Genomic DNA, 23734 nt, shown 5'->3' with positions numbered 1-23734 from the left:
TTCCTTCGTGGACGCAGTCACCGGTGACGGCCTTGGATCGAAGTGTCTCATCGTGGCGGCCGTGCTCCCGCGGTCGTCCCGCGGAAAGGAACCCCCATGTCATCCACTCCCACCATCGTGCTGGTGCACGGCGCGTTCGCCGACGCCGGAAGCTGGACCCCGGTCACGCGCGCCCTGCTCGACCAGGGCTTCCGGGTCGTCGTCCCGCCGGTGCTGAACCGCTCGCTGACCGGCGACGCCGCGTACGTGCGGTCCGTCGTCGAGGCGATCGACGGGCCCGTGCTGCTCGCGGGCCACTCCTACGGCGGCGCGGTGATCACGGTCGCCGGCGCGGCCGAGAACGTCGTCGGCCTGGTCTTCGTGGCCGGCTACGCCCTCGCGGAGGGCGAGAGCCTGGGCGAGCTGCAGGGCGGCTTCCCCGACTCCGACCTGGCGGCCCACCTCGTGTACACGCCCTACCCGGTCGAGGGCGGCGAGCCGGGAACCGACGTGTCGGTCGAGGTCGACGCGTTCCCGGCGGTGTTCGCGGCGGGTGTTCCCGCAGAGGTCGCCACGGTGCTCGCCGTCTCCCAGCGTCCCCTGTCGGCCGTGGCCTTCGGTGAGAAGGCGCCGGTCGCGGCCTGGCGGACCAAGCCGTCCTGGGGCATCGTCTCCGCCGCCGACCACACCATCAACCCCGACGTCGAGCGCTTCGGCTACGAGCGCGCCGGGGTCCGCGAGAGCGTCGAGCTCGACGCGCCGCACCTCGTGATGCTCACCCACCCCGCCGAGGTCGCCGACCTGATCGCCCGGGCCGCGGGGCAGACCGCCTGAGCGGCGCCGCCGGCCCCGCCACGCACCCCAGCACCCCTCCCGGAACGAAGGAACCCTCATGACCGCAAACCCCCACGGCCTGTCCCTGGAGCCCGCCGCCCAGGCGTTCGCCGAGGCCACCGACAACCCGCCGTACCTGTACCAGCTCGCGCCCGAGGAGGGCCGCAAGGCCGTCGACGACGTCCAGTCGAGCGAGATCTTCAAGCCCGAGGTCGACGACGTGTGGGTCACCGTCGAGGGCGGACCCACCGGCACCGTGCCGGTCCGGATCGTCAAGCCCGCCGGCGCGCAGGGCCCGCTGCCCGTGGTGCTCTACGTGCACGGCGCCGGCTGGGTGTTCGGTGACGCGCACACGCACGACCGCCTCGTGCGCGACCTGGCGATCGGCGCGCAGGCCGCCGTCGTCTTCCCCGAGTACGACCGCTCGCCCGAGGTGCGCTACCCCGTCGCCGTCGAGCAGGCCTACGCCGTCGCGCAGTGGGTGACCAAGGAGGGCGCCGACCAGGGGCTGGACGGCAGCCGCCTGGCCGTGGCCGGCGACTCCGTGGGCGGCAACATGTCCGCCGCCCTCACCCTGCTCGCCAAGGAGCGTGGCGACGTCACCTTCCGGCAGCAGGTGCTGTTCTACCCGGTGACCGACGCCGCGTTCGACACCGCCTCCTACCGCGAGTTCGCCACCGGCTACTTCCTCACGCTGGAGGGCATGCGCTGGTTCTGGGACCAGTACACGACCGACCCGCAGGAGCGCGAGCTGATCACCGTCTCCCCGCTGCGTGCCACGGAGGAGCAGCTCGCGGGGCTGCCGCCCGCCCTCGTCATCACCGCGGAGGCCGACGTGCTGCGCGACGAGGGCGAGGCCTACGCCGCCAAGCTCCGCCGGGCCGGCGTCGACGTCACCAGCGTCCGGTACGGCGGGGTCATCCACGACTTCGTCATGCTCAACGCCCTGCACGACACGCACGCCGCCCGCGCCGCCGTCGCGCAGGCGTCCGCCACGCTCCGGTCCGCCCTCCAGGACTGACGGGGCCCGGCGCGGGGAGGGACGCCGCACCCGCGGCGCCCTCCCCGCGCCGACCCGCGCGGGCCGTGACAGTCTGCCTCCGGGGGCACACGCACGGGCGCGCAGGCCTCGCCGTCCACCGGACCCGGGAGGCACCGCATGACCGCACCGAGCGCAGAGGCGGAACCGCAGACCCTGCCGCAGGCCCGGGTCTGGGCCATCTTCGCGGGCCTCATGCTCGCGATGCTGCTCGCCGCCCTCGACCAGACGATCGTCGCCACCGCGCTGCCCACCATCGTCTCCGACCTCGGCGGCGCCGAGCACCTGTCCTGGGTCGTGACGTCCTACCTGCTGGCCAGCACCGCGACCACCGTGCTCTGGGGCAAGCTCGGTGACCTGTTCGGGCGCAAGACCCTGTTCATCGCCTGCATCCTGATCTTCCTGGTCGGGTCGATCCTGTCCGGCACGTCGCAGACGATGGGCCAGCTCATCGCCTGGCGCGCCGTGCAGGGCGTGGGCGGTGGCGGGCTCATGGTCCTCTCCCAGGCGATCATCGGCGACGTCGTGCCGCCGAGGGACCGCGGCCGCTACCAGGGGCTGTTCGGCGCGGTCTTCGGCGTCTCCTCGGTGGCCGGCCCGCTGCTCGGCGGGTTCTTCGTCGACAACCTCGACTGGCGCTGGGTCTTCTACGTCAACATCCCGGTCGGGATCATCGCGCTGGTCGTCGTCGCCTCGGTGCTGCCCCGCATCACCACGGACACGCGTCCCCGCATCGACTACGCGGGCATCATCCTGCTCGCCACGATCTCGACGGCGGTCGTGCTGGTCACCAGCCTGGGCGGCACCACCTGGGAGTGGAGCTCCGCCCCCGTCTACGCCATGATCGCGCTCGCGGTCCTCGGGCTGGTCGCGTTCATCGCCGTCGAGCGGCGCGCGCCCGAGCCCGTGCTGCCGCTGCACCTGTTCCGCAACCGGGTCTTCTCCGTCTCCGCGGTCATCGGGTTCGCCGTGGGCTTCGCGATGTTCGGCGCCATCACCTTCATTCCCCTGTACCTGCAGACCGTCAAGGGCTCCACGCCCACCGAGTCCGGGCTGGAGATGACGCCGATGATGCTCGGCCTCCTCATCACGTCCATCGGGTCCGGCCAGCTCATCTCCCGCACCGGGCGGTACAAGGTCTTCCCGATCGTCGGCACGGCCGTCACGGCCGTGGGGCTCTACCTGCTCTCGCTCATGGACCAGGCCACCACCACGCTCGAGGCAGGCCTGAGCATGTTCGTGTTCGGCGCCGGGCTCGGGATGGTCACCCAGGTGCTCGTCATCGCGGTGCAGAACGCCGTGAGCTACCGCGACCTGGGCACCGCGACGTCCGGCACCACGTACTTCCGCACCATCGGCTCGTCGGTGGGCGTCGCGGTGTTCGGCACCATCTTCGCGAACCGGCTCGCGGCCGAGGCCGCGACCTCCGTGCCGGACGCCGCCCAGGGCGTCTGCGGGCCCGCGGCGCTCACGGCGTCCACACAGGCGCTCGCGCAGTGCCCGCCCGACGTGCAGACCTGGTTCCTCGGCGCGTACACGGAAGCGCTGCACATCGTCTTCCTGGGGGCGGTGCCGGTCGCGGCGCTCGCGTTCCTCCTCACGTGGCTGCTGCCCGAGGTGGAGCTGCGCACGGCCACGCGGGGCGGCGACGACGAGGCCGGCCACGCGACGGGCGCCACCTTCGCGCTCCCGTCGTCGCGGACGTCGCTCGAGGAGCTGCGCATGATCCTGTGGCGCCGCGTGGGCAAGCGGGACCCCCTGCGGGTCTACGACCTCGTGGCGCAGGACGTCGGCCTCTCGCCCGGCGAGGCGTGGATGCTCACCCGCGTCTCGCTCAAGCGCACCCGGTCCGTGCGGCTCATGGCCGAGCACACCGGCCGTCCCGAGGACGTCGTGCGCGACGTCGCGGACACGCTCGCCACCCGCGGGCTCGTGGCCGTGGACGGCGACACGGTCCGGGCGCTGCCCGCCGGCGACCTCGTCGCGGAGGCGATCCGGGAGGCGGAGCGGGAGCGGTTGCGGCGGTACGTCGAGGAGTGGCCCGGCGGGGACGAGCCGGAGGTCGCGCAGCTCGTGGAGCAGCTCACGCGCCAGATCCTGGCCGACCGGACGGACCAGGCCGGGGCAGCCGCACCGTGAACGTGGTCCCGGTCGCGGGGCCCTCGTCCGCGGTGCGCGACCGGACGGCGATGTTCCCGCCGTGCTCGGTCACGATGGCGTCGGCGATCGAGAGGCCCAGGCCGGTCGACCCGCCGTTGCGGTTGCGCGCCACATCGCCGCGCGTGAACCGGTGGAAGAGCGAGGGGCGCAGCCCGGCGGGGATGCCGGGCCCGTCGTCGGTGACGTGCAGGACGACGGCGTCGCCGTCGTGCAGGAGCCGCACGCGCACCTGCGTGCCCGCCGGGGTGTGGGTGCGCGCGTTGGCGAGCAGGTTCGCCACGACCTGCCGGAGGCTGGCCTCGTCCCCGGTGACGACCAGCTCGTCCGACCCGCCCCCGCCGGTGTGCGCGTCGTCGTCCTGACCGCCCGGCAGCTCCAGCTTCCAGGCGTGGCCGGGGCTGGCCGCGTGGGCGTCCATGACGCCGTCGACGGCGAGCGCGACCAGGTCGACGGGCGCGCGGTCGAGCCCGCGCCCGGCGTCGAGCCGGGCCAGGAGCAGCAGGTCCTCGACCAGGCCCGTCATGCGCACGGCCTCCGACTCGATGCGGTCCAGCGACCGCGCCGCGGTGGGCGGGAGCTCCTCGGGGGCGCGGTGCACGAGCTCGGCGTACCCGCGGATCGACGCCAGGGGTGTGCGCAGCTCGTGGCTCGCGTCCGCCACGAAGCTGCGCACCTGCGTCTCCGAGTCGTGCCGGGCCTGGAGCGACACCTCGACGTTCTCGAGCATGCGGTTGAGGGCGGCGCCCACCTGCCCGACCTCCGTCCGCTCGTCCGTGAGGGTCGCGGGCACGCGGGGGATGGCGTCGATCGCGCCGCGGGAGAGCTCGAGCTCGGAGACGCGGCTCGCGGCGTCCGCCACGCCGTCGAGCGGGCGCAGGGAGCGGCGCACCAGCCACGCGCCGACGCCGACGGCGGCCAGCAGCGCCGCCACGCCGAGCGCCACCTCGACCAGCACGTAGCGGTGCACGGTCGCGTCCACGGTCGCGGTGCTGGTCGCCACGACCAGCGGCTCGTCGTCGTCCGTGGTCACGTGCACCGCGCGGAAGGTGCCGAGGCCGTCCAGCCGCACGTCGTGCGGGTGCCCGTCGGCGGGGACGTCCAGCAGCTCGGCGACCTGGTCGTCGTCGAGCGCCTCGCGCTCCAGCGAGGTCGTGACGTGGTCGGCGAGCACCGGCTCGCCGTCCACGTAGCGCACGACGGCGCTGCCGGGGCCCAGGCCCGGCGGGAACGCGGGCCGGGTGGTGCCGGAGGCTCCGTCCGGCGCCGGCAGCGGCAGCGCGGGGAGCTCCTGGCCCGGCGCGACGTCGCGGAGCTGGATCTGCACAGGACCCTGCGTGAGGCGCTGGCTCGCCTGCCCCAGCTCGGTGTCGACCTGGTTCAGGAGCTGGGAGCGCAGCACCGCCGTCGACGCCACGGCCAGGCCCACCGTGACCACGAGGACGACGGCGGCGAGCACCAGCACGAGGCGCCGCCGCAGCGCGGTGGGCCGGCGGGTCGAGGGCGTGTCAGGCACGTGCCTCGTCCGTGACCTTGGTAGGCCGCAGGACGTACCCGACGCCGCGCAGCGTGTGGATCATGGGCTCGCGTCCCCTGTCGATCTTGCGGCGCAGGTAGGACACGTACAGCTCGACGATGTTCGCCTGCCCGCCGAAGTCGTAGTTCCAGACCCGGTCGAGGATCTGCGCCTTGGACAGCACACGTCGCGCGTTGCGCATGAGGTAGCGCAGCAGCTCGAACTCCGTGGCCGTCAGGTGGATCTCCTCGCCCGCGCGCCACACCTCGTGCGCGTCCTCGTCGAGCGCCAGGTCGCCCACGGCCAGCACGCCGTTCCCGCTCTGCGCCGTCGCGCCCTGCCGCCGCAGCAGCCCGCGCAGCCGGGCGACCACCTCCTCCAGGCTGAACGGCTTGGTCACGTAGTCGTCGCCGCCCGCGGTCAGGCCTTTGACCCGGTCCTCGACCGCGTCGCGCGCCGTGAGGAACAGGACCGGGACGCGCTCGCCGTGCTCGCGCAGCCGGCCCAGCACGGTGAGCCCGTCCATGTCCGGGAGCATGATGTCGAGCACCACGATGTCCGGGACGGACTCGCGGACCGCGCGGAGCGCCGAGGCGCCGTCCAGGACGGCGGTGACGTCCATCCCCTCCAGGCGCAGCGCGGACGTGAGGAGCTCGGCGAGGTTGGGCTCGTCGTCGACCACGAGGACCCGGACGGGCGACCCGTCCGCGCGGGCGGGGAGGGGCTGGGCGGGGGTGCCGGCGGGTGCGGGGGTCATCGCACCAGCGTGCGCCCCGATCCCGGGGTGTTCCTGGGCCGAACCTGTGCGTTGGCTATGTGCCCGGGGCGATACGCACGAACGGGGTCGGCACGCCTCGGGCCTGTCCTGCGAATGGCCTGGTCACAGGGTTGGTTATGTCTAGTTTGTGGGTGTTGGGCGTGGTGAGGTGACTGATACGGCCTGGGCACGGATCGAGCCGCTACTTTCCTTCGGCGGACGGTCGTCGGGGTGGTCGGCGGCGCGGCCTACGTGGTGGTCGAGGAGATCCGTGCGGCGAGGAGATCCGTGCGGCGAGCTGCGCGATCGCGTCCGCGCTCGGTGAGCCCGGCTCGGCGTGAAACACGCAGAGCAGGAAGCCGGGTGTGCCGGGCACCACGAGCGTCTGGTGACGCAACACGATCTGACCGTACCCGTTCACCTCGGGGCGTACGTCGCCGTCGTAGTACGGGTCGACGTCCTGTCGTTCCCAGATCGTGCGGAAGACCGGATCCTGTTCGGACAGCCGGGCTGCCAGCGCGTGCAGACGAGGGTCGAACGGGTGCCCGTAGTAGCGCAGCCGGCGGACCGTTCGTGAGGCAAGCCGGTCCCAGGTCGGCAGCGCGCGCACCTGAGGCAGCGTGAACACCGCCTCGGGAATGTTCACCCCGGGTTCGAGCGCATGCGGGACGACGGCACGGGCCATGGCGTTGGAGAGCACCACGGTGTGCCGGGAGTCGATGATGTAGGCGGGCGTGTTCGGCCAGGCGTTCAGGATCGCGGCGAGGTTGTCCATTGACACCGCGGCCTCCTGCGCCATCAGGTCGACCGGCTCGGCAGCCGCGAGCAGGAGCATGTAGGAGATTGCGGCCTCGTCCAGCATCAGCGCGCGACCGAGTGCGCGCAGCACCTGGTCCGACGGGGTGCGGTCGCGACCTTGTTCGAGCCGTAGGTAGTACTCCTGGCTGATGCCGGCGGCACGGGCGACCTCGTCGCGCCGGAGCCCTGGGACACGGCGCCGCGTGTGCGAACGGACCCCTGCATCCTCGGGTGTGACGACTGCGCGGCGCGCCCGCAGGTAGTCGCCGAGGGGTGAACCATTGGCAGCCAAGTCGCGTCCTTCCCTCGAGGCGAGTCCGGCCGTGGCCCAACGCTCCGCGACGAGCTCCCTGACCGCGACAGGGACACCCTCGGCCCGTGCTGCCAGTCTACGGTCGGTGGGGTCGCCGGAGCCTCGGGCGACCGGGAAGGAAGCACGAGTGAAGCCGGCCGCCGTCCGTCGCGCCCATATGGCGCGGGCAGCGCTGTTCCGTGAGCCTGCGATCAACGTCTGGTCGCGGTTCGAAGCGCTCGACGACCTGCGCGACGTCGGCGACGTCGTCGAGGTCACGCCGATGGATCCGCCAGGGTCGCGGCTCGTACGCTTCGGCTGCGACCAATTCGGTGCCGTGGAGTCGGAGGACCTCGCGGCCTGGATCCGGTCGACGGGCAAACGGCTGACCAGCGTGATCGTCCTGCCGGGAGGGAACACCCCCGGCTTGCGAACCGTGCTGCGTGCGTTCCCGGAGGCAGGCGTTGTCGCTGCGCCCGCGGTCACCCGGCTTGACCTGGAGGGCCACGAGCTGCGGCTGTTCGACCTCGGTGAGATCGCGGGACGCCGGGCGAACTTTGTGTCCGTGCGGGATCTGGATGCCGCATTCTGCGGTGACCTCGTGAACAACGGCGTCCCTGGTCTCGTTCGCTGGACTTGCTCGAGGCGCTGCGCCCGGCGTGGACAGTTGGCCAGCATCGCGCTCCCGACACCCGGAGCGACGCCACCTGGCTGTCGCCGATACAGGGGCGACAAAGTGATGCGCGAGTCCGAGCCACCTTCGAGAAGCGGCTGGTCGACGACGCGGGGACGTCGGGCCCCACAGGACGCGACCGCACCGGATCCGGAACCTGTCCCTGTTGGGGACACGCGCATCCCCCGAGCGGTTCGTAGTTTCGAGACGGTCAGGGGCGTCCCTGACACATCGTCTCGTTCCAGGAGCAACCATGACCTACATCACCACGCCCGATGGCGTCGACATCTACTACACCGAGCAGGGCGAGGGGCAGCCGATCGTCTTCAGCCATGGCTGGCCGCTGAGCTCCGACGCGTGGCAGCCCGAGCTGAAGTTCTTCAGCGACCACGGCTATCGCACGATCGCGCACGATCGCCGTGGGCACGGCCGGTCGAGCAAGACCGCCGAGGGGCACACCATTGACCAGTACGCGCAGGACCTGGCGGTGCTCATCGACGCGCTGGACCTGCACGACGTCATCGTCGTCGGACACTCGACCGGCGGCGGTGAGGTCGTGAGGTACGCGTCGCGCTACGCGAACGGCCGCGTTACCAAGGTCGTCACTGCCGGCGGCACCCCCCCGATCGTGGTCCTGAACGAGGACAACCCGGGCGGCACCCCGATCGACGTGTTCGACGGTATCCGCGCGGGTGTGCTGAGCGACGCGTCCCAGTTCTGGCTCGACCTCGCCGAGAGCTTCTTCGGTGCGAACCACGGCCGCGACGTCTCCCACGGCACCAAGCTGGATTTCTGGCGCCAGGGCCAGCTGGTGAACCTGTCCGCTGCCTACGACTGCATCAAGGCGTTCAGCGAGACCGACCAGACCGAGGACCTCAAGGCGCTGACCGTCCCGATCCTCATCGCGCACGGCGAGGACGACCAGATCGTCCCGATCGATGACGCCGCCCGCCGCGCGATCGACCTCGTGCAGAACGGCACCCTGAAGACCTACCCGGGCGCCCCGCACGGCATCCACGGCGACTTCCGGGCGCAGCTCGACCAGGACATCCTCGACTGGATTCGTATCTGACCTCCGTACCGGCAGGGTCGGGCGCTGCGGCTGAGCCGTGCGCCCGACCCTCGGCAGCTCTCCAGCCGACCGTCGCACGCCCTCAGCTCCGACCCCGGAGATCATGATGACCACGACCGGGCCCGGCACTCGCCAGTCTTCCCTCTGGAAAGCGGAGAAAGAAGGTAGAGATGGTCAGTTCGACGGCAAAGCTGGTGCGCGATGGTGCCGGGGCCACTGTCGTAATTCGTGGGGCACAGCGATCGAAAGGCGGAGGAGACGGTGATGGTCCCATCAGCAGGGAACGGCGGCCGAGCATGGACGCGTGTCGTGCTCTGCGTCGCGGCGGTTCTGTTCGGGTTCGTGGGCGCCAACATCGTTTACGGGGTGTCCGTCCAGCCGGGTGCGGCGTTGGTGAAGTACACCTTCGAAGCCAACCCGCTCGTGATCCCGCCGGACGATTTCACGACGATCAGCTCGCGAGTCTCGGAGCAGCGAGTGGATAATGTGGCCGTCCCCGGAGTGCCGGACAGCTCGACCGTCATTTTCGCCCCGGAGAATTCCGCAGGCTCGCTGCCCATCGTTCTGTGGATCCACGGCGGAGGCTTCGTCTCGAGCTCAGCGCAGACGATCGCGGACTACGCGATCGTCCTCGCAGATCGTGGTTTCGTCGTCGCCAGCCTGGACTACACGCTTGCTCCGGGAGCGCGGCATCCCGTGCCGGTGGAGCAGGGAAATGCGGCGCTCAGCTACCTCCAGTCCCATGCCGAGACTCTCGGAGGAGACGAGTCCCGCATCTTCATCGCGGGGGATTCCGCGGGTGCGCAGATCGCCAGCGAACTCGCAGCCGTGCAGACGAACCCGGCGCTGGCATCGGCGATCGGGGTGGAACCGGCGGTCCATCGAGACGAGGTGCGAGGCGTCGTCCTGTTCTGCGGTCTCTATGACATGACGACCGTCGGAAGCACGGGGTTCCCCGCGCTCCGAACGTACCTGTGGGCATACACGGGCCACCGTGACTGGACGAGCTACGACGACATCGGCGACCTCTCGACGACCGAAACGGTCACGTCGGAATACCCGCCGACGTTCCTCAGCGTCGGCGACGCCGACCCGTTCAGCAGCCAGGCCACCGAGCTGGCGGACGCGCTGATGACGCTCGCTGTTCCCGTGACCACCTTGTTCTGGCACGGAACGAGCGACGGACTCGGCCACGAGTACCAGTTCAAACTCAACGTGCCGCAGGCGCAGATCGCGTTCGACGCAACAGTGGCATTCCTCGAGAAGGAGGGCAGCCGGTGATGAGTCACGCTCGACGGAGGAGGTCGACAGCGGGAGTTCTGTGGCCGCTGGGATGGTCCGTCCTCCTGATCGCGTCCGGTGTCCTCACGTATGTGGTCCTCGTTCTGGTGGGGGGATGATGACGAAGATCGACTCAGCGAGCGAGTACGTCGCCCTCGGGAGTTCGTACGCCGCGGGGCCGGGCCTGAAGCCGAGAGCCGACGGGAGCCCACGCCCTGCCGGGCGATCAGCCGCGAACTACGCGCACCTGTTCGCACAACGCCGATCGCTGCGCCTCGTGGACATGACCTACTCCGGAGCAGTGAGCGCCGATCTGCTCTCGGCCGGCAAGCGCGGTCCAGCCCAATTGGACGCCGTCACCACGAAGACACGTCTGGTCACGATCACCGCCGGCGGCAACGACATCGGTTACCTGCCGACGCTGACCTTGTCGAGCCTGCCCGCCCGCCTGGGGCACCTGCCGCGACTTGCGCGGCGGATTCGAACAGCGATGGATCCGAGTGTGATGGAGAAGCGGCTGGCGGATTTGGAGAGTCAGCTTGGTGAGGTCGCATCGACGATCCGCGGCCGCTCCCCGCACGCCGAGATCGTGTTCGTGGACTATCTGACGATCCTTCCTCTCGAGGGTGAGCCCGCCCACCCCTTGAACGAGGAAGTGATCGTGTGGGGGCGGGCGGCCGCACGAAAGCTCGGCGAGACCTATGCAGCTGTCGCGGCACGGGAGGATTGCCGGTTCCTTTCCGTGGGTGCCAGATCCGCTAAGCACCACGCGTGGTCGAAAGATCCGTGGACGCGGAGGTTCCATCTCAGCCTGAGTGGTGGCGCGCCCTATCACCCGAACGCGGAAGGTATGGAGAGGGTGGCGGGGATGCTGGACGACATCCTGGAGGGAGACTCGAGAGCTAGGCGCTGACCGAGGTCGCGTAGTAGCTGCCGGCGAGGTGCGCGGACCCCCCAACAACCTCCTCACCGCAGGATGCGCAGACCACGCGCGGGAAGAGGCGGGCGCCGCAGGAATGGTCGTAGGGCGATTCGATCGTCGCCTTCGGACCGGGCGTGCTCATCCCCCCAGCTGCGCAGCACCTGCAGCAGCCCGAAGAGGCTCATCCCTGCTTCCGTGGGCACGTACTCGAAACGGTCGGCGTGCTGCGAATACTTCCGCTTCTCCACAAAACGCTAGCGTTCCGCCCCCCACACCACGCCGAGGGATCGACGCTCGGATTCGATCACAACGAGTTTGCTCCACGTAGCCCGTGCTAGGACCGATCACGATGACACGACGGACCGATCACAAAGAACGAAGGGATACACGATGTCAGAGACATCCACCAAGGATGAGTTGGGCGAGGCCTTAGCTGAGTTCAGTAGCTGGTTCACCAACAGGTACATGCCAGCGTTCATCAGCGCGGTGGGCGGCGCGAGCGACCCCGCCTTCATCTCCGACTACTGGGGTTCGCCTCTCTGGGTCGGCAATGACCTCGGGCCGATGACCCTGGCAAAGACCGATGAGGACGTAGTGCAGGCGTTCACTGCGATGACCTCCCGTCTGCACGCTGCCGGGTATGCGGACAGCATCGTGATGGACAGACGGACGGTCGTGTTCAACAAGGACGGAGCAGGTATCGACTCCCTCTGGTCCCGTCGGCGCGGGGACGGCTCTGAGATCGAACGCGTTGCTGTTCACTTCGTTGTCGCGCGCCGCACGGACGGAATCCGCGTGGTCGCTTTTGAGACACACGCCACTGACGCGGAAACGCTGGACGACGTATGGGCGGTCATCGCGGGCTAATGCAGCCAGCCCGCACGCACGACGAGGCAGGTGCGGGACCTGGCGACGGGCCAGTACGCGGGAGACCGTGCGGGCCGGGACCCCGGTGCGGGCTGCGAGCAGGCCCCGTCCGCAGCGTTCGGTGCGGCGCAGTGCGATGATCCGCTGTTCGACCTCGGGCGGTGTCCTTCGCGGGCGCGAGACCGGTCGTGCAGGCCCTGCTCGCCTTCGCTCGCGTGCCTCTCGATCCATTTCTCGACGATCAGTAGCCGGCCCTGGAACGTGGTGCGGGCATTACGGTGGGACACAAGAGCCTCCGGGTGGAGTGGGACCTTAGACGAGCCACACCCCGCCCGGGGGCTCTCACCTCGTCAACACCGACACGCTGCTACCTACCTGTCAGCCCGGTACACCTAGCTCGTGTCCGGTGAACCGCGGAGCCAGAGGACGATCGCGGCGAGGGTGAGCTCGGTGCGGTAGTAGGTCGCGCGTTTGGTGTAGCGGGTGGCCAGGGCGCGGAACTGCTTGAGCCGGTTGAAGCACCGTTCCACGACGTTGCGGCCTTTGTAGACCTCCAGGTCGAACACGGGTGGGCGTCCACCGGCCGAGCCCTTGCGGAGCCGGTTGGCGGCGTGGTCCTACTTCTCCGGACTGACCAGCCGGATACCGCGGGCACGCAGGGCACGGCGAGTGGAAGGGCTGGAGTAGGCCTTGTCGGCCAGCACCCGATCAGGCCGCGTGCGGGGCCGGCCGGGCCCAGCCCGTCGCGCCGAACTGAAACCTGGTCCAGCAGCGATACGACCCCGAGGTCTTCGACCCACCCGGTCGTGCAGCCCCTTTTCCGGGCACCGGCGGCGTGCTGGTGGGCCCGGACGTTGGTCGAGTCGATCGAGAAGTTCCACTCCAGGGTGACGGCCCGTACTTCTCGGGCACGTTGCGTTGTGCCACGGCGCCCCGGTCCGCAGCCGCCACAAGATCCCGTTGATCTCCTGCCGGTGATCACGCCACCGACCACCCCGACGACCGTCCGCCGAAGGAAAGTAGCGGCTCGATCCGTGCCCAGGCCGTATCAGTCACCTCACCACGCCCAACACCCACAAACTAGACATAACCAACCCTGTGACCAGGCCATTCGCAGGACAGGCCCTAGTGCCCGCCGGAGACCACGACGAACAGGCCGGTGGCGACCGCCGCGACGACGAGCCCCAGGCACAGGGCCGCTCCGGCCAGCCGCGCGGGGCCGGGGCGCGGGATCGCGACGGCGACGGCGCCGTCCTCCGCCGTCCGGCCGTCCGAAGACGTTCCGCGCTCCCGGGCCGGGCCCGCCAGCAGGCGCAGCCCCAGCGCGAACAGCGCGGGGATGCCCGCGCCGACGAGCACGCCGGCCACCAGGACCTGGCCCAGCGCGCCCCACTCGATGAAGTCGCTCATCAGTTGTCTCCCTTCGACGGGGCGTCGGCGCCCGGGGCGCCCACGGTCCCTATGGTTCCCACGGACTCGATGGCCGGCCCGACGGACGACGCCGTCGCGAGGGCGGGCACGGGGCCGACGCGCTCGCCGCCGGCCTCGCCCGTCGTGGCGGCGACGGGCTCGATGTCCGCGCCCCGCTCCTCGTCCCACTCCTCGTTCACGTTGGTGTGGTCCACCGGCTTGCGGCGCGACACGAGCCAGATGGCCGCGGACGAGATCACCAGCACGCCGAAGACGGCGAGCGTGCCCGCGGTGCCGCCGATCGCGGACTCGAGCCAGTGGCACAGCGCGCCCACCAGGCCGGCCGCCGGGAGGGTGAGCATCCAGGCGACGAACATGCGCCCGGCCACGCTCCAGCGCACCTTGGCGCCCGGCATGCCGACGCCGGAGCCGAGCACCGAGCCGGTGGCGACGTGCGTCGTGGAGAGCGAGAAGCCGAAGTGGCTGGAGAGCAGGATGACGGCGGCCGACGAGGTCTCGGCGGCCATGCCCTGCCGGGTGTCGATCTCGACGAGCCCCTTGCCGAGCGTGCGGATGACCCGCCAGCCGCCCAGGTACGTGCCGAGCGCCATGGCGACCGCGCAGCTCAGGATCACCCAGACGGGCACGCCCGAGTCGGCGGGCACGGCGCCGCCCGCGATGAGCGCGAGCAGGATGATGCCCATCGACTTCTGCGCGTCGTTGGTGCCGTGCGCCAGCGAGACGAGCGAGGCGGAGCCGATCTGGCCCCAGCGGAAGCCGCGGTTGGTCAGGTCCTGCGGCACCCCGCGGGTCAGCTTGGCGACGCACCACGTGCCCAGGCCGGCGACGGCGATCGCGATGAGCGGGGCGAGCAGGGCCGGCACCAGCACCTTGGACACCACGCCGGTCCACAGCACGCCCGAGGTGCCGACGGCGGCCAGCACGGCACCGACCATGCCGCCGACGAGCGCGTGCGAGGAGCTGGACGGGATGCCGAGCAACCAGGTGATCAGGTTCCAGACGATGCCGCCGACCAGGCCGGCGAGCACGACGGGCAGGGTGATGACACCGGCGTCGACGATGCCCTTCGCGATGGTCGCGGCGACGGCGAGCGAGAGAAACGCTCCGACGAGGTTGAGGACGGCGGACAGCGCGACGGCTGTCTTGGGCTTGAGGGCACGGGTGGCGATGGAGGTGGCCATCGCGTTCCCTGTGTCGTGAAAACCGTTCGTGAAGTCGAAGGCGAGCGCGGTCACGACGACGAGCGCGAGCAGGAGCGTTTCGGTCACGGCCCCGATTTTGCGAGGCGAACCTTGGGGTGATCCGTGTTTTCGACTGATATCAAGGCACTGTTCCTTCATCGTTCATCTGATGTTCACCTGGAGGCCCCCTCGATGGAGTGGGCCGTGACGTCGAGCACCCAGGTGACGCCGAAGCGGCACCGGGTCTCGTGTGCGCTGACCCGCTCAGCCGACCTGGCCGAGCCTGCGGCCGCTCGTGGTGCGCCGTGCCCAGGCCACCTGGCGCACGTCGATGAACGCGCGGATGCACCCTGGGCACCGGTCGATGTGGGTCTCGAAGCGCCGCAGGCTGCGCGGCTCGAGGCGTCGGTCGAGGTAACCAGGGATCGCCGCGCGCGTGGACCGGCACTCCTGCTGGTCGATCCGCACAGCACTGATGGTCGTCACGTGAACCTGCCCCCTGCGCACACGTTGCCCGGTTTCTACCGGCTGGCAGCAGTCTCGCCCTGGATGCGGAAGCATCGAAATTTGGCTGTGATATCACCTGTTTCATCCGGGTCCGGCGGTATCAGCCCGCGGTCGGCCGCCCTCTTGGCAGGTAGCGGAACCTCCCGATCCCTCCGCATGCAGGTGACGTGCCATGACCACGACCATCGCCCCGCCGCCCGGGCCGGCCCCCGGAGCGGTCACCGGCGACGTCGACCGGATGCGCGCCGCGCTCGCGGCCCAGATCCCGGCCAAGACGACCAAGAACCTGCTGATCGGCACGTGGAACCTCCGCGCCTTCGGCGACCTCACGCACAAGTGGCAGTCCGCCCCGGACGACAGCCCCAAGCGCGACTGGCACGCCCTGGCCTGCATCGCCGAGGTGGTCCAGCGGTTCGACGTGACGGCCGTCCAGGAGACCCGGCGCGACACGACGGCGCTGTTCGCGCTGCTGAGCCTCCTGGGCCCGCGCTACCAGGTCATCGCCTCCGACGTCACCGAGGGCGGGCCGGGCAACGGCGAGCGTCTCGCCTACGTCTACGACTCCGAGCGCGTCCAGGCCTCGGGCCTGGTCGGGGAGCTGGTCCTGCCGAAGGACACGCGCAATGACGTCGACCAGTTCGCCCGCACCCCGTACGCCGCGGGCTTCGTGCGCGGCGCGACCGAGTTCATCCTGACCACCGTGCACGTGCTTTGGGGCAAGGCGCCCGCCGACCGGGTCGGCGAGCTGACCGCGTTCGCCACGTGGATGCGGGGCTGGGCCGACCGGCCCGACGACTGGAACCACAACCTGCTGGTCCTGGGCGACTTCAACCTCGACCGGCTCGACGACCCGCTGTTCGCGGCGTTCGTCTCGACCGGGCTGTGGCCGCCCGCGGAGCTCGGCACGGTGCCGCGCACGATCTTCGACGACGACAAGGACCACCACCAGTACGACCAGATCGCCTGGTTCAGCGACCCCGCGCGACCCGGCGCGCCGTCGCTCCTGGACGGCCTGACCTACACCGGGCACGGCGGCAGCTTCGACTTTCTCCCGCACGCGCTGCGGGACCTGACCAAGGGCCAGGTCTCGTGGCGCCTGAGCGACCACTACCCGCTCTGGCTGGAGTTCCTGGCCTGAGCGTGCGGTGACGGCAGGGGGACCGCGACGGTGGGATCGCCCAGGATGACGGTGCTGGCGCGGTCGTGGGCCGTCACGCGGCTGTAGACCAGCAGGTCGAGGCTGGGCTTCGCCTTGGCCCCGAAGGTCGTCTGGAACTCCTTCTCGGCGAGCTGGTAGCCCTGGAGCAGCGCGCCGATGGGCCGGTACCAGGGCTCCATGGCGTAGCCCACCGGCCGGCCCAGGAACAGCCGCGCGTACAGCGCCTCGCGCAGCTGCGCGGTCAGCGGCTGCGCGTTCGGCGGAAAGCTCAGCGTCCAGTTGAAGGTGGGCTCGACGTGCCCGATGAACGCGCGCAGCGGCTTCTTCGCGCCGAGCAGCGCCCGGGGGAGCGGCGAGGTCAGGGCGCCCAGCGCCGCGACGCCGTCGAACGTCCGGGCCAGCTCGCCGTCGAACAGCCCGGCGTAGGCCGAGGGGCTGTCCGCCCCGGCGGAGCAGCAGGCCTGGGCGAACCAGATCGCGCCGTCGGGCTGCCAGGCGCGCAGCAGGGCCTGGGGGTCGAGCGGGGCGTGGTCGTGGTCCACCGGCTTGCCGAGGTCCGCGCGCAGGCGCGCCGGGTCGGTGAGCGGCCCGGTCTGCCCGTGGCTGGTGGTGACGACGACGGCGGGCCGGTTGCCCGCCAGTGCCGTGGTCAGCGCGGCGACCGTGGCGGGCGTGGTCCGCCCGTCCACGAACGTGGGCGTCAGCTCGGCGTCCGCGCTCAGGTCACCGCTGAGCGGCTCCGCGACGACGTCGCGCATGAGGGTGGTGATCTCGCCCAGCTGGTGGTCCACCGCCCAGACGACGGGCCGCGACCACTGGGCCGCCGAGTCCCGCCACTCGCCGAGCAGGGCGTCGACGTAGTGCGTCAGGGCGGCGCCCGTCAGGTCGAGCCGGCCCACGTGGCGCACCGGGTTGAGGATGTACTGCACCCGCCACGGGACCTGCTCGGGGCTGCCGTAGATGAGCAGGAAGGCCGGCAGCTCCCCGGCGTCGGCCCCCGCGGGGGCCGCCGGGACGAACGGCTGAGCGTCGCCCTCGTGGTCGACGAGGGTCCACTGCGCGTACCCGCCGGCGGGCCGGTACCGGAACACCCGGCCGGAGCGCGCCGCGACCAGGCGCCGGATGTCCGCGGGCAGGTCGGTCAGCGCCACGAGCTCCTTCCGGGTGGCGCCGTCGGGCTCGCGGGCCACCAGCCCCCAGCCGACGTCGGGGTGCCGCCAGTCCCACGGGTCGGCCGGGGCGGGCCGCGCCGTCCGCTCGGCGACCGTGAACTCCTGGGTGAGCCAGGGCCGCACGTCCGCGGCGAACCGCCCCGCGACCGGGGCGGTGCCCGACCACGCGTCGCTGGTGATCTCGTAGTCGGGGTCGACGGCGGGGGCGGCGCCGGGAGCGACCCTCATGACGACTCCGCCAGGGCCTCCGGCGTGACGCCGAGCAGCGCGGCGAGCTCGGCGATCCGCTCCGTGGCGCCGGCGCGGAACGCCGCGCCCTGACCGGGCGGCAGCGCGGCGAGCAGGCTCTGCAGCGCCGCGACCTCCAGCCGCCAGGTCCGGGCCTGCGCCGGGTCGACCCGCGGCACCCCGCCGTTCCGCGCGGGCACGAGCTGGAGCTGGAACTCCTCCCAGCGCAGGTAGAGCGCCGGCAGGGTCCATTCGCGGCTCTGGTTCCGGGCCTGCGTGGGCGGCAGCCCCGAGCCGAGCTCCGTGACCAGCCGGTTGCGGGCCGCCACGGTCAGGGCCGCCCAGTCCAGGGGCGCCGACAGTGTCGCGCCCGCCTTGGTCCGCGTGGTCAGCTCGCCCAGCAGGGCGCCGTACAGGCCCTGCGTCAGCGCGCTGGCCACGGCGCTCCGGATCGGCTCGCGCATGCCGACGGCCGCGGGCGCGACGCCCTTGGTGACGAGGTCGCGAGCGAGGGACGTCGCCCCGTCCCCCGACGAGGCGGCGCCCTCGCAGCAGTTGAGGACGACGAGCCAGGGGCCGCCGTCCGTGTCCCAGACGAACTTCGCGAACTGTTCCTTCTCCAGGGCCAGGCCGATCCCGGGAGTCGCCGACGCCCAGTCCTGCTTGAGCGCGAGCCGCACGTGCGGCACGGGCTCGGCGGAGCCGTGGCAGAACAGGTGCAGCACGTGCGGCTTGAACTCGCCCACCAGCGTGACCAGGTCGTGGTGGTCCGGCGGCACCAGGTGCACACCCGCGATCTCGGGGGCGGTACCGGCGTCGATCTCGGCCTGCAGGCCGCTCGCCAGCTCCTCCTCGCTGACGACGACCAGGAGGCGGGCCATGTCCGGCCCGGCGTCCAGGGCGGCGGCCCGCAGCTCGCGCAGCTCGGCCGCGGCGCCCAGGCCCAGGCACGACAGCAGGGCCATGATCCGCAGCGGCGGTTCGAGCTGGTAGAGGGGCACCGGCGGCGCCGTCGTGCGCACCACACGGGCGAGCGCGTACTTGTCCTCCAGCGCCAGGTAGGGCCCGTCCCCGGGGAACCGGAGGGCCTCCCACGGCAGGCTGTCCGCGCCGCTGCGCGGCAGGATCTCCGCGTAGACGGGGAACCGGCGGTCGGCGCTGTGCAGGGCCACGGCGAGCTGGTCGCCGAGCTGCACGTGCGCCGCGAGCGCCTGGAACAGCCGGTCGCCCTCGCGGGCGTTGACGTCGGCGTCCTGGGCCGGGCCGGCCGGGCAGTCGAAGGTCCGGTCGAGGGCTTGGTCGTCGACGGGTTCGACCAGCCGCACCAGCGGCGTGGTCGCGCCCTCCTCGCCGAAGGCGGAGAGCTGGAAGACGACGCGGCTCATGAGGCACCTCCTTCCGGTGGTGTGGGCTCCGGCGGCTCCTCGGGGTACGCGAGGTGCACGTGCTGCTCCAGCAGGGCGGAGACGCTGTTCAGCGCGTCCACCGCGGCCTGGTCGACCGGGAGGTCGGCGGTGTAGGGGAGCCAGCTCATCTGCAGGTGCTCGATGCTGCGCGACGCCGAGGCGACCCAGGAGTCGCCGTCGACCTCGACCGCGGCCTTGCGCGTGGCCTCGTGCAGGAACGCGGACCGCCCGTCCTTGCGGAGCATGAGCCCGTCGGTGAGCTTGCGCAGGTCCGTGATCAGCGGCTCGCCGGCGGGCTCCGGGTCGGGGGTGACCTCGACGAAGAGCGGGTGCACCCAGGCGCTCATCGCCGGGAACGGCGCCGCGAGCGGGCCGGACGGCGTCAGCGCCGTGCGCAGGCTCCGGCCGAGCTGCTCGCCGCCCGGGTCCGCGGCGACGTCGTGCACGGCCGTGACCCCTGGCCTGGACTGGGCCACGTAGTCGGCGAGGTCGCGCAGCCCCGCCGCGCTGTCGCTGCCGGGCGGGTCGGACAGTGCCAGGCCCACGGCCCCGACCCGCGTGAGGAGCTCGATCACCTCGACGGCCTCGACGAACGTCGCCGGGCCCTCGTGCGTCGTCGGCGACCCGGCCAGCGCCAGCGCCCCGCGCCCGTCGGACAGGTGTCCGTGCGCCACGAAGTGCACGACGTCGAGCCGGCCGCCCTCGATGGCGTCCAGCATCCAGGTGAGCCACGGGTTGGCGATCTCGTGCGGTCCGGCGCGGCGACCGGCCGGGCGCCGCGCCGCGGCGTCCCGGTCCACCGGCACGTGCACGACGACGTCGCCGCGGCCCAGCATCGGGCGGACGGCGTCGCACGTCGCCACGTACCGGTCGGCGTCGGTGAACAGGTGCACCGTGACGTGCCGGCCCGGGGTGTCGACGTATTGGTGGGCGAGCTCCGCGACCACCCGCGCGGCGTCGAACCGGACCGCCGGGAAGGGCGAGCTGGAGCAGATCGCGACGTCGAGCTGCACCCCGGGCTTCTGTGGGCGCACGGGGTGGAACGGCAGCCGGAACAGGGGCCGGCCCAGGCCGGTGAGCAGCCGCTCCCACGGCAGCACGTGCACCAGGCCACGCGGGACGGGGAACTCCAGCCACAGGGCGTTGTGCGGGGGCAGCGGCGACGTGCCGAGCTTCTCGGCGGCCGTCGTGAGCCGGGTCACGACCGCCACGGGGACGGTCAGGTCGGCGTCCCGCACGTGCTCCACGGCGCTGGCCGGCAGGCCGAGGTCGGCCAGAGGGCAGCGTGCGACCTCGGTGGGCCGGTGGCGTCCGCGGACCACGGCGAACACGGCCTCCGAGGTGGCCAGGTCCACGCTGATCCGCAGGGTCGGCAGGTCGATCTCCGACCGCAGGGTCTTCGTCATCGACGGCCCCCTCACCCGTCCGCGTGCGCCGCGGCCTGGATCTGGCTCAGCAGCGCCCAGGCGGTCTGGTCGGACTGGACGGCGCCGTGGCCCGGGATGCACCACGTGCCGTCCACGCCGATCACCTCGTACCGGCCGTCGACGGCGTGCTCGCCGATCGGGTAGTGCTGGCCGACGTCGGGCATCCGGTCGATCTGGAGCGCCTCGGCGCCCACCCCCTGCGGGCCGTAGCCGCCGAGCGCGGCGAACCGCGACGGCGGCAGTCCCGCGATCTCGGCCTCGCCGAGGTCCACCCGGCGCCGCAGCGCGAGGTGGAACACGCGCGTGAGCGGCAGGTCGTGCGCCGAGCGGGTGGTGATGACCGGGTTGCGCACCCGGTCGAACGCCGGCCGGTACCCGCCGGGCCGGCCGTCGACGTCGGCGGCGAACGCCCAGGCCGACAGGGCCGGCTGGAGCAGCAGCACCGAGTCGACGGGCCGGCCGGTCCAGGGGCCGTTGCACACGGCGGAGAGCACGACCCGCCCGCCGTACGAGTGGCCCACCAGGTGGATCCGCGCCGGCGTCTCGTCGGCCAGCCGGCGCAGGGCGGCCGCCACGCCGGCGCCGCCCACACGGCCGGCCCGGTCCTTCATCTGGCGCACCGTGGCCAGGCGGATCCCGGAGCGGATCAGCTCCAGCGGGTTGAAGCCCGCGACCTGCGGGGCGCCCACCGCACCGTCGTCGGGGATGATGCCGCCGGGGCGGACCGGCGTCGGCTCGATCCGCGCGAGCGTGTCCTCCCAGACGGCCCGCAGCGCGGGCCCGTCCACCCGGGAGCCCGCCGCGCCGGTCTCGTCGTGGTCGGCGACGGGCAGGTGCGCGAGGATCTCGGCGGCCAGGTCGGCCCGGTCCCCGCCCACCCCGGGGTCGGGCAGCGCCGGGTCGGTCAGCAGGGCGTGCAGCTCGCCGCTCAGCTCCGGTCCGAGGTCCTCGCTCAGCACGGCGAGCTCCGCGGCGAGCTCACCGGCCAGGCCGTCGCCCTCCGCCGCGATGTCCGGCCCCTGCTCCCAGGGCATGACCAGTGCGGCGCTGGGCCAGAACACGCCCACGTACACGGGGCGGAACGGGCGGTCCGCGGCGGGCGGGTGCGACTGCAGCACCGTGTCGAGGTGATCGAAGAAGTCGTCGTACCGCGAGGTGGCCGCCAGCCAGTCGTTGTTCCAGCCGTGCGAGACGACGACGAGGTCGGTGGCGTCCCGCGCGTCCTCGACCAGGGCCGCCAGGGCCCGCGGCGAGGTCAGGGTGCCCCGTGCGTCGAACTGGAGCACGTACACGGGGACGGGCCCGCGCGGACCCTGCCGGACGGTCCAGGGGATGTTCGTGGACATGGCATCATCGCCTCTTCTGCCGCTGCCCCCCGCGCACGGCTCTCATAGATGCGGAGCCGGCGACCCTCCGCGTTGATACCGTGTCGAAGCGACATCACCCCGGTCCCTGGACGGACGCCGCGACCAGCCAGGCCGTGAGCAGCACGACCGCGACCATGAGCGCCGTCTCCCGGTGGGCGCTGCGGCGCAGCGCCTCGCCCGCGGTGCGCGACCGTCCCGCGTGCCGCACCACCACCCGGCGGCGGGCCGTGAGCCGCGGGACGACGCGGAGGTGGTTGTGCGTGCCGATCGCCGCGACCAGCACGACCACGGCGACCTTGGCCAGCAGGAGCAGCCCCCAGGTGCTCTCCCAGAGCTGCGCCGGGTGGTCGAGGATGCCGACCGCGAGCAGCGCCCCGGCCACGCCGACCACCGCGAGGGAGAGGCCCGCGACCACGGAGAAGCGGGCCCCCAGCAGTGCGGCGTCCAGGTCGCGCCCGGCCCGGCGCCGGGTCCGGAGCAGGAGCGCCAGCGTGACGACGCCGCCCACCCAGACGGCGGCGGCCGCCAGGTGCGCCACGTCCGCCGTCACCACGAGCCACCGGTGCTCCACGGTGTTGCTGTGGCCGCCGAGGACCTGTCCGGCGCCGGCGAGCACGGCCCCCAGCGCCGCGGGCCACGCGCCGGGCAGCGTGCGCCAGGCGCCCACCGCCACGGCGACCGCGCCGGCGGCCTGGAGGCCGACGTCCCAGCGCGTCGTACCGGTGAGCGAGCCGCCGATCGCGGACGGCGAGACGGCGGCGGCGAGGTCGCCGTGCGCCACGAGCACCGAGCCCGCCAGGACCCGCACGACGAGGCCGCCGAGCAGCAGCACGCCCGACCAGCGGACCAGTCGCAGCACGGCGGGCACGTCCGCCTCGTCGCGCCCGCGCAGTACCAGTCCGGCGAACGCCAGGGCGCCCGCGGCGACCAGGCAGCCCCACAGCGCGGCGCCGCCGCCCAGCCGGGCGACGACCCCCGCGGCGTCGGTCGCGGGCGTGCCCATCGCGGCCGGGTCGTGGCCCATGTCATGGTCGGTGCCGCTCATGCCGCTCATGTCGTGGCCGGTCCCCGTCGACGCGCCGGCCGACGGTTCGGCGTCGGCCTCGTCGCCCCCTGCGCCGTCGGGCGCCTCGCTCGCGACGGTGAAGCGGAAGGTCCCCTCCAGGGGGTGGCCGTCCTGGGCCGCTGCGGTCCAGGTCACCGTGTACGGGCCTGCGGCCAGGGCCGCGGCCGGGGTCGCGACCAGCACCAGGCCGTCCTCGGCAGGGGCGACGTCGGCGGGCACGACGCCGCTCGGGCCCTCGATCACCACGCCGTCGCCGAGCAGGCTCACCGGCAGGGTGAACCGCAGCGCGACCTCGGTGACCGGGGCCCGCGCCGTCGACCCGGCGGTGGGGACCGACGACTCGAGCCGGGTGTGCGCGGCGGCGGGCGGCGCGCAGCAGAGCGTCAGGACGAGCGAGGTGAGGAGGGCGAGCAGGACGGACGCCGCCCCGGTGCGGACCGCGCGAGGGCGCGCTCCGGCGAGCGATCTGCGCATGGGCAGGCTCCTTCAGGAGGGGGTGGTGGGGGGGGGCGGGGCGGGGGGCGCCCCCCCCCCCCCAGCGACGCGGGGGCGGGGACCCCAGTGTCAGAGAGCGGGGGCGGGGGGGCCCCGGCGGGGGGGCCC

At 72.4% G+C, this 23734-nt stretch carries 20 protein-coding genes and 2 pseudogenes; 8 read left to right on the top strand and 14 right to left on the bottom strand.

Going from position 1 to position 23734, the window contains the following annotated elements; all coding sequences use genetic code 11:
- The first annotated feature begins 96 nt into the window (after positions 1 to 96).
- From ACIPN7_RS11670 to ACIPN7_RS11660, 3 genes are all read left to right on the top strand, one after another.
- Positions 97 to 813 (top strand): alpha/beta fold hydrolase, encoded by a 717-nt coding sequence (locus ACIPN7_RS11670; protein ID WP_400541579.1) that lies wholly within the window; start codon positions 97 to 99, stop codon positions 811 to 813.
- Positions 814 to 871: 58 nt separating this feature from the next.
- Entirely contained in the window at positions 872 to 1834 is a 963-nt protein-coding gene (locus ACIPN7_RS11665) for an alpha/beta hydrolase (protein ID WP_400541576.1), read from the top strand.
- 138 nt (positions 1835 to 1972) lie between these two features.
- Positions 1973 to 3991, top strand: a complete 2019-nt coding sequence (locus tag ACIPN7_RS11660) for an MDR family MFS transporter (protein ID WP_400541573.1) — start codon at positions 1973 to 1975, stop codon at positions 3989 to 3991.
- Here ACIPN7_RS11660 and ACIPN7_RS11655 read toward each other — a convergent pair.
- From ACIPN7_RS11655 to ACIPN7_RS11645, 3 genes are all read right to left on the bottom strand, one after another.
- Positions 3936 to 5525, bottom strand: a complete 1590-nt coding sequence (locus tag ACIPN7_RS11655; protein WP_400541570.1) for a sensor histidine kinase — start codon at positions 5523 to 5525, stop codon at positions 3936 to 3938. The two genes, ACIPN7_RS11660 and ACIPN7_RS11655, sit on opposite strands and share 56 nt — an antisense overlap.
- Entirely contained in the window at positions 5518 to 6282 is a 765-nt protein-coding gene (locus tag ACIPN7_RS11650; protein WP_400541567.1) for a response regulator transcription factor, read from the bottom strand. The genes ACIPN7_RS11655 and ACIPN7_RS11650 overlap by 8 nt, the downstream gene beginning before the upstream one ends.
- A gap of 202 nt (positions 6283 to 6484) precedes the next feature.
- Complete coding sequence (locus ACIPN7_RS11645; RefSeq protein ID WP_400541564.1) at positions 6485 to 7372, bottom strand: helix-turn-helix domain-containing protein; 888 nt, start codon at positions 7370 to 7372, stop codon at positions 6485 to 6487.
- A 926-nt stretch (positions 7373 to 8298) separates the two neighbouring features.
- Here ACIPN7_RS11645 and ACIPN7_RS11640 point away from each other — a divergent pair.
- From ACIPN7_RS11640 to ACIPN7_RS11630, 3 genes are all read left to right on the top strand, one after another.
- Entirely contained in the window at positions 8299 to 9117 is an 819-nt protein-coding gene (locus tag ACIPN7_RS11640) for an alpha/beta fold hydrolase (protein WP_400541561.1), read from the top strand.
- Positions 9118 to 9381: 264 nt separating this feature from the next.
- Positions 9382 to 10398 carry an alpha/beta hydrolase gene (locus ACIPN7_RS11635; protein ID WP_400541558.1) on the top strand — a complete coding sequence of 339 codons (1017 nt, stop codon included), beginning with the start codon at positions 9382 to 9384 and terminating at the stop codon, positions 10396 to 10398.
- Positions 10399 to 10513: 115 nt separating this feature from the next.
- Positions 10514 to 11311 (top strand): SGNH/GDSL hydrolase family protein, encoded by a 798-nt coding sequence (locus ACIPN7_RS11630; protein ID WP_400541555.1) that lies wholly within the window; start codon positions 10514 to 10516, stop codon positions 11309 to 11311.
- Between the two features lie 53 nt (positions 11312 to 11364).
- Here ACIPN7_RS11630 and ACIPN7_RS11625 read toward each other — a convergent pair whose 3' ends face one another.
- Positions 11365 to 11568 carry a winged helix-turn-helix transcriptional regulator gene (locus ACIPN7_RS11625; protein ID WP_400541552.1) on the bottom strand — a complete coding sequence of 68 codons (204 nt, stop codon included), beginning with the start codon at positions 11566 to 11568 and terminating at the stop codon, positions 11365 to 11367.
- A gap of 142 nt (positions 11569 to 11710) precedes the next feature.
- Here ACIPN7_RS11625 and ACIPN7_RS11620 point away from each other — a divergent pair, with 142 nt between their 5' ends.
- On the top strand, positions 11711 to 12187 hold the full coding sequence (locus ACIPN7_RS11620) for a hypothetical protein (RefSeq protein ID WP_400541550.1): 477 nt from the start codon (positions 11711 to 11713) through the stop codon (positions 12185 to 12187).
- A gap of 27 nt (positions 12188 to 12214) precedes the next feature.
- Here ACIPN7_RS11620 and ACIPN7_RS11615 read toward each other — a convergent pair.
- The 5 genes and pseudogenes from ACIPN7_RS11615 to ACIPN7_RS11595 all read right to left on the bottom strand — a co-directional run.
- Positions 12215 to 12474, bottom strand: a pseudogene (locus tag ACIPN7_RS11615) (helix-turn-helix domain-containing protein); the annotation flags it as partial.
- Positions 12475 to 12579: 105 nt separating this feature from the next.
- Positions 12580 to 13264: pseudogene (locus ACIPN7_RS11610) on the bottom strand (transposase).
- A gap of 48 nt (positions 13265 to 13312) precedes the next feature.
- The gene (locus tag ACIPN7_RS11605; protein ID WP_400541547.1) at positions 13313 to 13597 is read right to left on the bottom strand and encodes a hypothetical protein; all 285 of its coding nucleotides are present in this window, start codon (positions 13595 to 13597) and stop codon (positions 13313 to 13315) included.
- Complete coding sequence (locus ACIPN7_RS11600; RefSeq protein ID WP_400541544.1) at positions 13597 to 14886, bottom strand: anion permease; 1290 nt, start codon at positions 14884 to 14886, stop codon at positions 13597 to 13599. The genes ACIPN7_RS11605 and ACIPN7_RS11600 overlap by 1 nt, the downstream gene beginning before the upstream one ends.
- A gap of 177 nt (positions 14887 to 15063) precedes the next feature.
- Positions 15064 to 15285 carry a zf-HC2 domain-containing protein gene (locus ACIPN7_RS11595; protein WP_400541541.1) on the bottom strand — a complete coding sequence of 74 codons (222 nt, stop codon included), beginning with the start codon at positions 15283 to 15285 and terminating at the stop codon, positions 15064 to 15066.
- Between the two features lie 193 nt (positions 15286 to 15478).
- On the opposite strand from ACIPN7_RS11595, the gene ACIPN7_RS11590 reads away from it, so the two are divergent.
- On the top strand, positions 15479 to 16444 hold the full coding sequence (locus ACIPN7_RS11590) for an endonuclease/exonuclease/phosphatase family protein (protein ID WP_400541538.1): 966 nt from the start codon (positions 15479 to 15481) through the stop codon (positions 16442 to 16444).
- Here the strand turns inward: ACIPN7_RS11590 and ACIPN7_RS11585 are convergent.
- From ACIPN7_RS11585 to ACIPN7_RS11565, 5 genes are all read right to left on the bottom strand, one after another.
- Positions 16414 to 17865, bottom strand: a complete 1452-nt coding sequence (locus tag ACIPN7_RS11585) for a hypothetical protein (protein WP_400541535.1) — start codon at positions 17863 to 17865, stop codon at positions 16414 to 16416. The genes ACIPN7_RS11590 and ACIPN7_RS11585 overlap by 31 nt on opposite strands.
- Positions 17862 to 19250, bottom strand: a complete 1389-nt coding sequence (locus tag ACIPN7_RS11580) for a CHAT domain-containing protein (RefSeq protein ID WP_400541532.1) — start codon at positions 19248 to 19250, stop codon at positions 17862 to 17864. Before ACIPN7_RS11580 ends, ACIPN7_RS11585 begins: the two co-directional genes overlap by 4 nt.
- A complete protein-coding gene (locus ACIPN7_RS11575) occupies positions 19247 to 20677 on the bottom strand; it encodes a hypothetical protein (protein WP_400541529.1) in 1431 nt (476 codons plus the stop codon). Before ACIPN7_RS11575 ends, ACIPN7_RS11580 begins: the two co-directional genes overlap by 4 nt.
- 11 nt (positions 20678 to 20688) lie before the next feature.
- Positions 20689 to 22044: a hypothetical protein gene (locus tag ACIPN7_RS11570; protein WP_400541526.1), complete on the bottom strand. Its 1356-nt coding sequence runs from the start codon at positions 22042 to 22044 to the stop codon at positions 20689 to 20691.
- 94 nt (positions 22045 to 22138) lie between these two features.
- On the bottom strand, positions 22139 to 23605 hold the full coding sequence (locus ACIPN7_RS11565; protein WP_400541523.1) for a CopD family protein: 1467 nt from the start codon (positions 23603 to 23605) through the stop codon (positions 22139 to 22141).
- Positions 23606 to 23734: the final 129 nt, after the last annotated feature.

The organism is Promicromonospora sp. NPDC090134 (assembly GCF_044746965.1).
Lineage (GTDB): Bacteria > Actinomycetota > Actinomycetes > Actinomycetales > Cellulomonadaceae > Promicromonospora.
The sequence above is the reverse complement of the archived record's forward strand: the minus strand, read 5'-3'. Positions and strand labels throughout refer to the sequence as shown.